Origin of the sequence: Gardnerella sp. DNF00983, from assembly GCF_049244265.1 — a bacterium.
Taxonomy (GTDB): domain Bacteria; phylum Actinomycetota; class Actinomycetes; order Actinomycetales; family Bifidobacteriaceae; genus Bifidobacterium; species Bifidobacterium vaginale_J.
On record NZ_CP058392.1, the window covers coordinates 666,980 to 680,565 of the forward strand.

8 protein-coding genes and 1 riboswitch are annotated in these 13,586 nt (G+C 39.1%); of the genes, 5 read left to right on the forward strand and 3 right to left on the reverse strand.

Annotated elements, in window-relative coordinates:
- Window positions 1-44: 44 nt before the first annotated feature.
- Window positions 45-614: an ECF transporter S component gene (locus tag HXT34_RS02445; protein WP_421785328.1), complete on the reverse strand. Its 570-nt coding sequence runs from the start codon at window positions 612-614 to the stop codon at window positions 45-47.
- 6 nt (window positions 615-620) lie between these two features.
- Window positions 621-767: riboswitch (FMN riboswitch) on the reverse strand.
- Between the two features lie 72 nt (window positions 768-839).
- On the opposite strand from HXT34_RS02445, the gene HXT34_RS02450 reads away from it, so the two are divergent.
- The 3 genes from HXT34_RS02450 to HXT34_RS02460 all read left to right on the forward strand — a co-directional run bounded on the left by HXT34_RS02450 (window position 840) and on the right by HXT34_RS02460 (window position 4,021).
- A complete protein-coding gene (locus HXT34_RS02450; protein WP_415682958.1) occupies window positions 840-1,874 on the forward strand; it encodes a glycosyltransferase family 2 protein in 1,035 nt (344 codons plus the stop codon).
- A gap of 93 nt (window positions 1,875-1,967) precedes the next feature.
- The gene (ppgK, locus tag HXT34_RS02455) at window positions 1,968-2,741 is read left to right on the forward strand and encodes a polyphosphate--glucose phosphotransferase (RefSeq protein WP_421785330.1); all 774 of its coding nucleotides are present in this window, start codon (window positions 1,968-1,970) and stop codon (window positions 2,739-2,741) included.
- 92 nt (window positions 2,742-2,833) lie between these two features.
- Window positions 2,834-4,021 (forward strand): pyridoxal phosphate-dependent aminotransferase, encoded by a 1,188-nt coding sequence (locus HXT34_RS02460; protein ID WP_421785332.1) that lies wholly within the window; start codon window positions 2,834-2,836, stop codon window positions 4,019-4,021.
- Window positions 4,022-4,040: 19 nt separating this feature from the next.
- Here HXT34_RS02460 and HXT34_RS02465 read toward each other — a convergent pair whose 3' ends face one another.
- Window positions 4,041-6,257: a beta-carotene 15,15'-monooxygenase gene (locus HXT34_RS02465; RefSeq protein WP_421785335.1), complete on the reverse strand. Its 2,217-nt coding sequence runs from the start codon at window positions 6,255-6,257 to the stop codon at window positions 4,041-4,043.
- A 46-nt stretch (window positions 6,258-6,303) separates the two neighbouring features.
- Window positions 6,304-7,905 (reverse strand): ABC-F family ATP-binding cassette domain-containing protein, encoded by a 1,602-nt coding sequence (locus HXT34_RS02470; protein WP_421785428.1) that lies wholly within the window; start codon window positions 7,903-7,905, stop codon window positions 6,304-6,306.
- Window positions 7,906-8,189: 284 nt separating this feature from the next.
- On the opposite strand from HXT34_RS02470, the gene uvrA reads away from it, so the two are divergent.
- Window positions 8,190-11,081, forward strand: coding sequence for an excinuclease ABC subunit UvrA (gene uvrA, locus HXT34_RS02475; RefSeq protein ID WP_415687394.1), 2,892 nt, complete (start codon window positions 8,190-8,192; stop codon window positions 11,079-11,081).
- Window positions 11,082-11,181: 100 nt separating this feature from the next.
- Window positions 11,182-13,524 carry an excinuclease ABC subunit UvrC gene (uvrC, locus tag HXT34_RS02480; protein WP_421785337.1) on the forward strand — a complete coding sequence of 781 codons (2,343 nt, stop codon included), beginning with the start codon at window positions 11,182-11,184 and terminating at the stop codon, window positions 13,522-13,524.
- The last annotated feature ends 62 nt before the right edge of the window (window positions 13,525-13,586 follow it).

Here is a 13,586-nt window from a genome sequence, read left to right on the forward strand (position 1 = left end):
ACTACTTGTGCTGATATTATGCATAACTATGCCGCTTAGAATTATTATTTATTTTCGTGTAGCAGATTGGAAATTGGTTTGTAAATAAGCATAGTTACTACAACGTGAAGCGCAAGTTTAATAATATTAAACGGCAGTAATGCTGGAAGAATAAGCGATGCGACTTGTGCAATAGATATGTGCGCATAAAGTGGCGTAATAACAAGATTTCCAACTATTGCAAGAGCAATAGCAATAATTGATCCTGTCAAAAGTCCGATTATTGCGCCTTTTCTGGTATGCATTTTTTTGTAAATTAATGCCGCTGTGACGCTAGCTCCTAAAGATACTAGCACTGCCATAACTGTGCCTAGTGGATTGGTAAATAAGTGCGGCGCGAAACCTAGTATGCTTACTATTGCTGCAGCTGCAGGACCATATGCGAATCCTGCAACTAGGCATATTATTCCTGAAGGATCATATTTTAAATACGACAAGTCTGGAATAAGTGGAAATTCTATGAAACTTACAGCCATTGAAAGTGCCACGAATAGAGCGTATTTTGCGATTTTTTCACTAGACCAGTTAGAGTTCTTTGCATAAGTTTGGTGATTATTTGTATTAGAAATGCCCATGATGGGTCTCCGTTTCTTTCATCCGGACTGTAACCGTTGGCTTCGGAATTTAACCGAATCAGCAGCTTGTAGGCCGCTCGCGGGCTTCAAAAACGCATGAAACACGTATTTTGTTACCGCCAGTAAGGATTTTCACCTTCCCTGAAACTAACTATTCTTTTGTATCTCATGCTAAGAACATTGTTGTAATAATTGTGTGGCGAGGGTAGGTGCGAGAATACAAGTATGAGCAATACGAGTGCATCAAAAAAAATTAGTACTAATAACGCAACTAGCATTGATAAATTAGCTATTGTTGTTGTCACTTATAAGCGTCAAGAGCTTTTGGAGAATTTATTCCATTCGTTTGAATGTTTAAAAGAATGCCCTTGGCGTATTGTCGTTGTTGACAATGAGTGCAGTGACAAAACTGGCGAAATGGTTGCTCGTCTTGAAGCTTCTTTAACTAATCGTTGGGGTAAAGCTCAAAAAGATTGTGAAGGCAATGAACTTCATGTTGTGTATGCTCCGCAGGATGAAAATCTTGGTGGCGCTGGTGGCTTTAGTGCTGGTGTTAAAAAAGCTTATGAACTTGGAGCTAAGTGGTTCTGGGTTATGGATGACGATGTTGAAACAGTGCCTGAATCTATTGAGCGTCTTGCTCCTTGGACTAAGCGTCACGCTGTTGTTCAAGGAAGTCGTCTAGATTATGACGGTGGTAAATTCTACTGGCAGTACGATTTTTTGGTTCCTCTTGGTATTCCAAATCCTATTGCTCCTGCTGCTTTTGGCGCAGCTGGATACAAAGTTATGAATACGATGTGTTTTGAGGGCGGTTTGATTCGTCGAGATATAGTTGAAAAAATCGGCTTCCCGGATTCGCGCTACTTTATTTACTGGGATGATACTACTTACGGGTATCTTGCGAGTAAAGTTACGAACCCTATTGTTGTTCCGGATATTATTCTTCGTCGCACTCGTGATATTCCTAATTGGGATATTGCAGGAGTACGTCAGCTAAATTCAACATCGGACATGAATCGTTATCATATTATGCGAAATAGAGGCTTTATGGCTCGCTACTTTATGGTTCATGGTGATTTTCGTCCGTTTATGTTTGCGCTTGGAACTGCTTTAACAGCTGCTAAAGAGATTATTCGCTTGATTGCTGTCGATCGTGAGCATATTATTTCGGGCATTGGTAAATTGTTTACCGGCTGGATTGATTCTCGAAAAATTTTGCACGATCAAGACTGGAAACCTATGCCTTCGTTGAAGTAGAAGTTAGTAAACAGTAAGCGTGTCGTATCAGATATACGATAGAATACTGGTAATTGTCCATACAGCACACATTCAGAGGGGAGTGTTAGTGAAATGATTGACACTGCACAAGCATTTGGCGTCGATATTGGTGGCTCCGGTATTAAGGCTGCTCCAGTAAATTTGGAAAAGGGAGAGTTCGCAGAACCTCGATACAAAATTCTCACTCCTGCGGTTTCTACGCCTCAAGCAGTTGCAGATATTGTTCGTCAGCAGCTTGAACATTTTGAAGTGCCTGCAGATGTTCCTGTTGGAATTGCGTTCCCTGCTCCAATTAAGCCTGGTAAGAAGCTCGATTTTATGGCAAATCTTGATCAGTCTTGGATTGGTGTTGATGTTACTGAAGTCTTTAGCGAGGCTTGTGGTCGTCCTGTAACAGTAGTTAACGATGCCGATGCTGCTGGTTTAGCTGAGCAGCGTTTTGGTGCAGCAAAAGACAAGGATGGCTTGGTTATTGCTACTACTCTTGGCACTGGTATTGGCACTGCTTTGATTTACAACGGTGTACTTATTCCAAACACTGAGCTTGGTCATATTCAGCTTGAAAAAGGTAAGGGCGATGCTGAGAAGTACGCTGCTTCTTCTGTTCGTGAAAAGTTGGATATGGGCTATAAGAAGTGGGCGAAGCGTTTGACTAAGTACTACGGCTTGATGGAAAAGTATTTCAACCCAGATTTGTTTGTTGTCGGTGGTGGCGTTAGCCGCGTAAGCGAAAAGTTCTTGCCGCATATCGATATTAAAACTCCTATTGTTGTTGCAACATTGCATAATGAGGCTGGAATTATTGGTGCAGCTTACTATGCAATGCAAAAAATTCAGCAAAACTAAAAAATAACTAAATATTATTTGTTTCTATTGAGCTGGGTGAGCAGTTTATGCTGCAGCCCAGCTTTTGTTATGCCAAGTGTTAGGGTAGTTTCGTGCGATTTTCTTCTAGAGTAGATGTGAGTGAGCCAAATCCTATTATTTTAGCTCAGCGAAAAGCTATTTTTAATGGCGTAAAGCTTACTAAATTAAACGATTCCAATCCAACGTCTCACGGCTTAGCTCCTAAATGTTTAAGCGGACGTTACACAGCAGACCCTAGAGGTCCTAAGGAAATTCGCGATATTCTTTCAAACTTCATCAATAAGCGAGATAACCGCACAGAAAAGTCTGTTCCATCAAAGCTTAATCCAGATCAGCTTTATGTGCTTTCTTCAACTTCTCAAGCTTACGCATGGCTTATGATGCTTTTATGCGATGCAGGGGATGCCGTTATGGGACCAACTCCTGGATATCCTCTTATAGAGTCTATTGCGCGCTTGCAATGCGTGAATGCAATACCGTATCCTTTGCACTATGATGGTTCTTGGACTATTGATATTGCGCGTGTTAGAGAACTTTTAGAAGATGCGTCTTTGCGTATTAAAGCTCTTGTGCTTATTAATCCAAATAATCCTACAGGCTCATATGTTAAGCCTGAAGAACGTGAAATACTATTGCAATTATGCCGTGATAATGGTGTTGCGATTATTGCAGACGAAGTATTTTATGAATATTCACTTGAACCTTTTGCTGGCAATGCTCGTCTTGCTGGAGAATCTTCTACTTTAGTTTTTGCGCTTGATGGATTCTCCAAAATGCTTGCTGCTCCTCACGCAAAAGTTGGTTGGATTGAAGTTTCAGGTCCTAAAGATGATGTTTATGAAGCACAAAAAAGGCTTGATGTTATAGCGGATGATTTTTTGCCTATTGGTAATACTGTTTCTGAGCGAATACCAGAATTATTGCAATATACATCTTCTCAAAGCGCTATTGTGCGAAATCGTGTTATTAATAATCTGCATACGCTTCGAGAAATGTTGGCATCCACACCTAAATGCTGTGTTAGCGCTTTGCGTGCAGAAGGCGGATGGAATATTTTATTGCGTGTACCATCTTGCATTGACGATGATGTATTAGCTTTGAGATTGATGAAAGATTATAATCTAGTTTCTCAACCTGGATATTATTTCGATATGCCAGTTAATGGGTATTTAGCATTGTCATTATTGCCAGAGCCGCAGCAGTTTATTAGCGGATTACATGCGCTTCTTCGAACTGTAGATGCATTGTTAGAAGAATAGTAATTATATAAATAATTATTTAAAACAGTGTCATCCAACTTCTAAACGCAAACCATAAGTTTGGATTAAAACGAAGCGTGCTGTCTTCGCGTCCTGTAACAAACCAACTGAGTACAGCAATAGCAATAGAAGCAAATAGCAATATTGCTACAAGTAATCGTATTGTATAAGCAATAGTTTTTTTATGTAAAGAATTTTCTGATTGCAAAGTGGATGCATATTCTAAAAGCAAGCTAATGCCAATTGCGGCAGCTATAGCAAAAGACCACGCAAAATCAGCAATATATCTCCATCCGATACCAGCTTTTAAGCTGTCAAAAACAATAAGAACAAGCCCAACTATTATAGCTGTTACGCTTGTGCGCCAAGCAATATGCGTGCGGTAGCGTTTTTTCATAATAAATACGCATATTATGCCAACTAATGCCAATGGTGAAAGTGTAAACATTCCGCCAATCATAGGCTCTGCATATTGCCAACGGTCAAATGCAATAGGTTGAATACCAATCCAAGGAAAAGTTGGAATAAAACGCAAAGGTAGCGCAATATAGCTAAAAATAGACGGCAAAATATTTTGTGCTGGCAAGCGCATAGTCGTCATGTCAGTAATAGTTATTTGATACTCATTGCCAAAATTTAACGGTGAGCCAAAGCGCAAAAGATTATAAATGCCAAATGGAACTGCAGTAATTACGCATGGCAGTATCCAAGCTGCAAAATATTTAAAAGGCTTAAGCCATGAAGAAACTTGTTTCCAGTTGCGCAAAATATTTGGTAAATCTTTTTCTATATGCGAATAAATTGCAGGAAGTGCAAAAAGAACAGCTATAGAAAAAGTAGGTCTACATCCTAAATTTAATGCAATAAAGAAAGAACCTAAAACAATATTTAGCAAAGAGTGTGTTTTATTAAAACCTAGGTAGCACCACAATCCAAGAGATGTGAAGAAAAGTGAGGCTGCCATAGGTACGGAATAAAATGACGTTCTAAACCACAAATACACTGTATTTGAAGTAATGAAGAATAGAGCAAGAACAATAGATGTAGTCCCTAAAGATACTTTTTTTGAAGTCTGCTCAATAATTCGAATAACCAATAGGGAGCCTGCGATAAGAAAACCAATTAAGAATATTATCGTAGCTACTGTTGTTGGAAGCATAGAGCCTTCAGGAGTCCATAGTCTTGAAATAATGCGATAAGGCAAAAATAGCAATACTGCAGGAAGCACTCCAAAGTAGGAATACCAGTGACCTTTGTAGTATGCGTAATCCCAATACATATGCTGTACTGAGTGGTTTAACAAATTATTTCTAGCCGTAGGATCGTAAGGATTTTGCAAGTGTTCTAATTCATTAGGAACAGGAAGATTTAAATGCACTTGACCTTTTAACAATGCGTCTGCAGTGTGAGCGTATTGATCAAAATCGTATGCATAGTTACCGTTTGTGTAAAAATGCATAGGAGTTGCGTTTCGTAAATTCCAAAAAATAGTTATTAAACCAACAGCAATAAATGGAAGAAGAGAAGCAGCAAAGCAGCAACGTTGAATAAGACTATGAGTGTTGAGTTTAATTTTCCAAAGCTTGGACCAAGGATTCCAAAGCGTAACAAGAAATGCAAAAATAGCAAGTATTAATACGCGACCCCATGACCATCTAAAAGGCACTCGAACGTTTGCTCTTGAGTCTTCAATATTCAATATTGATCCTATTGGATGTTGCAGCCACACTCTAACAATGCAAGATTTTCCTACTGCTTGTTTTGGAAGTTTAAGCAAAGATGGGTTTAGAGAAGCAGTGTTTGTGCTTTGAGGTTTGCTTAAGTATTTGTTTGCTTCAACTAAAACATTGATGTTTGAAATAAGATTATTATTTTTGCTTTTCTTTTTAATAATCGCAGGCTCTAAGCGAATATAAGGCGAACTTCCGTCGGATGTTACTTCTAAATATGCTTCTGAAGGATCCGTTATAAGAATGCCGCCGGAATCTAAGCGTCTAATTCCAGAACCTATATCGTTGTGCGCAGAAATACTATCTGTGCTTCCTGTAACACTGCTCCAAAATGGCAGATTTCCAACAGAACATTCAAATAAGGTTATAAGAATTATTACGATGAATGGTATTCGCAAAAAATGTAGCGCACGTTTTATGCAATGATTGTCAATTTGATTGCTTATACGGCTGCTGCTACTATTCGCCGTATTTGGCAAAGTCTTAGACGTGTACGTTGAAATCACTGCTTAACCATTCTATTGCACAATTCAAGTAATTCAGTTCAATATTTTACTCTTCGGCAACTAAATCGAGATATTCATCATTCCACAAATCTTCGTCGCCATCAGGCATGAGTAGCACTCGCTCAGGTTGTAATGCTTGAACTGCACCCTCATCGTGTGTAACAAGAACAATTGCTCCCTCATACTTTGCAATAGCTTTAAGTATTTCATCTCTAGATGCTGGATCCAAGTTGTTAGTAGGTTCGTCCAGCAGTAGCACATTTGCTTTGGAAGTTACTAGTGTTGCAAGTGCTAGACGCGTTTTTTCGCCACCTGAAAGCACTCTGGCAGGCTTCATTGCGTCGTCGCCGGAAAATAGGAAGCTGCCAAGCATAGAACGTGCTTGCGTGTCATCCAGGTTTGGTGCAACGTGCTGAAGGTTTTCCAAAACTGTAGAATCCAAGTCCAAAGTGTCGTGTTCCTGTGCAAAATAACCGATTTTGCATCCGTGTCCGTATTGAACTTCACCAGTATCTGCTGTTTCTTCTCCTGCCAAAATTCGTAATGTTGTTGTTTTTCCAGCACCGTTATAGCCTAGAATGACAACGCGTGAACCTTTGTCTATAGCAAGATTAATTCCAGCGAAAACAATATTAGAACCATACGCTTTGGAAATATCTTTTGCCATAATAGGAGTTTTTCCGCATGCAGCTGGTTCTGGAAAACGAATATCTGCAACTTTTTCTTGTTTTTGAGCTTCACTTGTTTCGCTTAATAAGCGTTCAGCTCTTCGCATCATGTTTTGAGCAGCAACTGCTTTTGTAGCTTTTGCGTGCAAGCGAATGCCTTGTTTCATAAGGCGTTCAGCTTTCTTTTCTGCAACTTCTCGTTCGCGACGACGTCTTTCTTCGTCTACTACTCGCTGATGCAAGTATGCTTTCCAGCTCATTGAGTACATGTCTATTTTTGCAAGTTGAGCATCTAAATGCCATACTTTGTTTACTACTTCGTCTAGTAATTCTGTGGAGTGAGAAATTACTAGGAATCCGCCTTCAAATCGTTTAAGATAATTGCGAAGCCATATTATTGAGTCTGCGTCTAAGTGGTTTGTAGGCTCATCGAGAATTAATGTGTCTGCGTCAGAAAACAGAATTCTAGCAAGTTCTATGCGACGACGTTGACCACCTGAAAGTGTGCCTAAAGCTTGTTGTATAACTTCTTGTGGAAGTCCCAAGCTTGTTGCCATCGATATTGCTTCAGATTGCACTGAATAACCGCCTGCTTTTTCAAAATCTTGCATTGCTTTGTCGTAGCGGTTCATAGCTTTAGTCATTATGTCTGGATCTGGATCTGTCATTTCTTTTTCCGCTTTGCGAATACGTGAAACGATAGAAGCAATATCTCGAGCGCTCATAATGCGATCTATAACGCTTTGTTCTGGGTCTGCTGCGTGTGTGTCTTGAGGTAAGTAGCCTAAACCTCCACTAACTCTAACCGAGCCTCCTGCTGGCAGCATGTCTCCTGTAATAACGCGAGTAAGCGTAGTTTTGCCTGCGCCGTTTCTGCCGACTAAACCGATCTTATCTCCCTTTGTGACGTGAAAATCGGTAGGATTTAACAGCGTTCGCGCACCAATCTGAATGGTTAAAGCTTGTGCGTCAATAGGCATAATGTCTGTTCCGTTCCCCAAAATTTAGGCTGCTATTATTTATTACTTATAAAAGTCATAACCAAACTCACTATTATACTGCTTACTGGTAACGAATACAGCATGTGGTTGATAGTCAAATACTTTACTTTTTCGAACACTTGTTCTATAATTTTCTTGTTAGTAATAAAATTGGGTATTGGTTGGGAATATTCAAGTGATTATGGGGAAGTGTGGAGGTAATTGTGTCAGAACGTGCGAATGAACAAAACGACTCGTTGCAAGAATTGCTTGATAATGCTCCTATGTGCGCTAACAACGGTACTTTTATAGCTGATTTATCTAGTATTCCTTCTGAATGGAAAATAACTATCCAGGGTGCTAGAGAGCACAATCTAAAAAATGTAAGTTTGTCGATTCCTAGGAATCGTATGGTTGTTTTTACTGGTCTTTCTGGATCTGGCAAGTCCTCGCTTGCGTTTGATACGCTTTTTGCAGAAGGTCAGCGACGCTATGTTGAGTCGCTTAGTGCTTATGCTCGCCAATTTTTAGGACGTATGGATAAGCCTGATGTTGATTTTATTGAGGGCTTAAGTCCTGCTGTTTCTATTGATCAAAAAACTACGAATCGCAATCCTCGTTCTACTGTTGGAACTATTACAGAAATATATGATTATTTGCGATTATTGTTTGCTAGGATTGGTGTTCCTCATTGTCCTGAATGCGGTCAAATAGTAAGTTCTCAAACTCCTCAGCAAATGACAGATTCATTGCTTGCTATGCCAGAACGTACAAGATTGCAAATTCTTGCTCCAGTAGTTCGTGGGCGTAAAGGAGAATTTAAAGATACGCTTGAGCTTTTACGCTCAGATGGCTATGCTCGTGCGATTATTGACGGACAAATGCATGAGCTTTCTGAAGATATTACTCTTACTAAACAGAAGAAACATACAATTGAAGTAGTAGTAGACCGTTTAGTTATTAAAGATGGAATTCGTGTTCGATTAACTGATTCGATTGAAACAGCATTAAAACTATCTAAAGGAGTAGTAATTGCTGATTTTGTTGACGAACCAGAAGACTCGCAAACGCGCCGTAAATCATTTTCGGAACATCGTGCATGTCCAAACAATCATCAATTAGAGCTTGATGAGATCGAGCCTAGAACATTTTCATTCAATGCTCCTTATGGTGCTTGCTCGGAATGTTCTGGCATTGGATACAATCTCGAAATTGATCCTGAACTTGTTATCCCGGATCCAGACAAATCTCTTGCGCAGGGAGCGATTGAGCCGTGGGCAATGAATAAGTCAGCTGGAATGTATTATCAGCACATACTTTCAGGACTTGCTAAAGATTTGCATTTTGATATGAATACTCCGTGGAAGGATCTAGCGGAAGACGTTAAACATGACATCATGTATGGTCATGATTTCACGGTTCAAGTTTCCTACACAAATAGGTGGGGGCGTCAACGTGAATATTCTACTGGATTTGAAGGTGTAGTTCGTACGCTTATGCGCAAACATGACGAAACTGATTCTGATCAAATGCGTCAATATTATGAGTCGTATATGCGTGAAGTTCCATGCCAAAAATGCAATGGAAAGCGTTTACGTCCAGAAGTTCTTGCAGTTACAGTATCTAATACTTCTATAGCTGAAGTTTGCGATATGCCAGTAGAACGAAGTCTAGCATGGGTAAATGCTTTGCATTTGGATGGTTCTCAAGCATTAATTGCAACAGAAATATTAAAAGAGATCCGTGCTCGACTTGGTTTTTTGAACGATGTAGGTTTAAGCTATCTTACTCTTTCAAGAGCTGCAAAAACTTTGTCTGGTGGAGAGGCTCAACGTATTCGTTTAGCTACTCAAATTGGATCAGGTTTAGTTGGTGTTATGTACGTGCTTGATGAGCCGTCTATTGGATTGCATCAAAGAGATAATGAGCGTTTGATTGCAACATTGCATCATCTGCGAAATCTTGGTAATACGCTTATTGTTGTCGAGCATGATGAAGATACTATTCGTCAGTCCGATTGGCTTGTTGATATTGGTCCAGAAGCTGGAGAGCATGGAGGAGAAGTAGTATATTCAGGTCCGTCTGATGGAATTATTAAAGCTCAGCGTTCAATTACTGGAGATTATATTGCTCACAGACGCTCAATAGATGTGCCAAAACAACGTCGTAGCGTAGACGAAAATCGTATGCTTCATATAATTAATGCCCATGAGCATAATTTAAAAAATATTGATGTAAGCATACCTTTGGGAGTATTTACATGCATAACGGGTGTATCTGGATCTGGTAAATCAACACTTATAAACTCAATTTTGTATCCAGTTCTTGCAGACAAACTAAATGGTGCTCGAATTGTGCCAGGAAAACACAAACGTATTGATGGTATTGAGCTTTGTGACAAAGTAGTGCATGTCGACCAAAATCCTATAGGAAGAACTCCTCGTTCTAATCCAGCAACTTACACTGGTGTTTGGGATAAAATACGTTCATTGTTTGCTCAGACTCCAGAAGCAAAAGTTCGTGGCTATGGTCCTGGTCGCTTCTCGTTTAATGTTAAAGGAGGCAGATGCGAAGCATGCCATGGTGACGGTACTTTAAAAATAGAAATGAACTTTTTGCCTGACGTATACGTAGAATGTGAAGTTTGTCATGGTAAACGTTATAACCGTGAAACTTTGGAAGTTACATATAACGGAAAGTCTGTTGCAGATGTTCTTAATATGCCTATTTGTGAAGCTGCAATATTTTTCAAAGCATATCCTTCTATTTCTCGATATTTAGATACTTTAGTAAAAGTTGGCTTGGGATATATTCGTCTTGGTCAAAGCGCAACAACACTTTCTGGCGGTGAGTCTCAACGAGTAAAGCTGGCTACAGAGCTACAGAGAAGATCTACTGGTAAAACAGTTTATATTCTCGATGAACCTACTACTGGACTACATTTTGAAGATGTTAGGAAACTTCTAGCAGTTTTGCAATCTCTTGTAGATAAAGGCAACAGTGTTATTGTAATTGAACATAATCTTGATGTTGTCAAATCTGCAGATTGGATTATTGATTTAGGTCCAGAAGGAGGAGATAAAGGCGGAACATTAGTTGCGGAAGGTAGTCCTGAAAGCGTAGCGCGTAATGACGAGAGTTGGACAGGTAAGTTCCTTAAGCAAATGTTACATTGAGCGTTCAAAAAGTTACCGATTTGTAATTTGCGAACTTAGAAATTTACTCGACAAATCTTATGAATAGTTGCATAAATTTTGTTTAGGAAAGGAGGTGAAAATGAAAGATAATGATCTTAATAAAAATTCTTATAAAGCATATGATTTGCAAGAAGAAAATAAGATGAGAGATAGTGAAAAATGGCGTAAAACGCAAGAAATGATAGATGAACAGTTTTCGAAAGATTCATCATTTGACAATGAAAAAGTAAATGCATTAGGAGCGCCATTGCTTGGTGATACCCGTGATTTATTCCGTCCAGCTTCTCGTGATATTCCAGCGCAACCTGGAGTATACAAGTGGCGTGATGGCGAGGGGCGAGTTATTTACGTTGGAAAAGCAAAAAATTTACGCAATCGTTTAGCGAATTATTTTCAACCTCTTTACCAACTTCATCCTAGAACTCAATCTATGGTTCTTACAGCTCGCAGTTTGGAATGGACTGTTGTAAGCACTGAATTTGAGGCTCTTACACTTGAATATACTTGGATTAAAGCTTTTAATCCAAGGTTTAATGTAGTTTTTCGTGATGATAAAACATATCCTTATGTTGCAGTTTCGCTAGAAGAAACTTTTCCAAGAGTATGGATTACTAGAAATCGTAGTGCACGTCATGCTAGATATTTTGGTCCGTATGCAAAAGTGTGGCCTCTTCGTCATAGTTTAGATTCTTTACTTAAAACTTTTCCTATTCGCACATGCTCATCCTCTGTTTTTAACAAAGCTCATAGGACTGGTAGGCCTTGCCTATTTGCTTCTATTGGTAAATGTTCAGCTCCTTGTATAGGAAACATAGATCCTATCGAACATCGCAAGATGGTAGAGCATGTAGTTGGCATACTTACAGGCAGTATTGGAGAGTCTTATATTTCACAAATTAAGAACGAGATGAAAGAAGCAAGTGAAGAGCTAGAATTTGAGCGTGCAGCTAAATTGCGTGACGAAATTGCTGTTTTGAACACTATTTTGCAACAAAATGCAGTTGTGTTTGACAATGATGTAGAAGCAGATGTTTTTGGATTCTGCGGAGATGAGCTTGAAGCGTCAATTCATGTATTTTTTGTCAGAGCTGGAATGATTCGTGGAGAGAAAAATTGGTCAGTAGAACGAAATGAGCATATTAGTGACAGTGATCTTATAGCTGATTTATTAACTCGCGTATACGCAGAATATGAGCAAAATTACACACAAAACCATGAAGATACTATTAGCATTAAGAAAGTTCGCGACGCTGTTAGCTCTACGCAACAAGCTACTGCAACTGATGTAATATTGCGAGCGCAAGCTACTAAAACTCGTCGTGAACGTCAAGAGAGAACAGGTCGTGAAGATTTACTTGCTCCTATTTCGCCTGTTCCTCGTGAGATTATAGTTCCAATTAAAATTTCTGAAGAACGTAAGCAAGAGCTTGAATTGTGGCTTAGCAATATTCGTGGTTCTCAAGTAAGTATTAGAGTTGCAGAGCGCGGAGAAAAACGTGCTCTTATGGATCGTGCAAACGATAATGCTAGTCAGGAATTGAAACGCATAAAATCTAGCCGTATTAACAGTATAGATATGAGAACAGAAGCTATGAATGAAATAGCAAAAGCGCTTGGAATGAGTAAATCTCCTTTGCGAATTGAATGTTATGATATCTCAAATACAGTTGATGGCAGTTATCAAGTTGCTTCTATGGTTGTTTTTGAAGATGGTGTTGCTCGTCCTAGTGAGTACCGTCATTTTGCGGTTCGAGGTGAACACGGTGATGGTAAAACAGATGATTTAAGTGCTGTTTATGAAACATTATTGCGAAGGTTTAAGCATAAAGATGTTTATGAAGAAGATAAGCTTGATACATCGGATTCATCAGATACATCTGGCTCATCTGACTTATCTGACATTAATATTTGTGATTCCAACAGTGTTTCTAATAAGCATTTTTCAGGTAATTCGTTGACTAATGCGCGGCATTTTGCTTATAAGCCTCAATTAATTATTGTCGATGGAGGAAAAGAACAAGCAAAAGCTGCTAAAAGAGCTATGAAAGATGCTGGCGTAAGTGATATTACTGTTTGTGGTTTAGCTAAGAAACTTGAAGAAGTGTGGCTTCCTGACGAAGATTATCCAATCATTTTTAAGAGAAGCTCAGAAGGATTGTATTTATTGCAGCGCGCTAGAGATGAGTCTCATCGTTTTGCTATTTCGTATCATCGTAAATTGCGAAGAAAAGGTTCATTGCATTCTACTTTTGATGCTATTCCTGGAATTGGAGCAGTGTATCGCAAGCGTTTGCTTACATCTTTTGGTTCAATAAAATCTTTGAAAAATGCTTCATTAGAAGATTTGCAAAGAGTATCTGGAATTGGCGAGAATAAAGCAAAAGCTATATACAATGCTTTGCGTAAAAATAATGATAAGTAGCTTTTGAATTACTATGAGTCTTACTATGAGTCGCAACTCGTCAGCATAAGGCACTAGCCTAA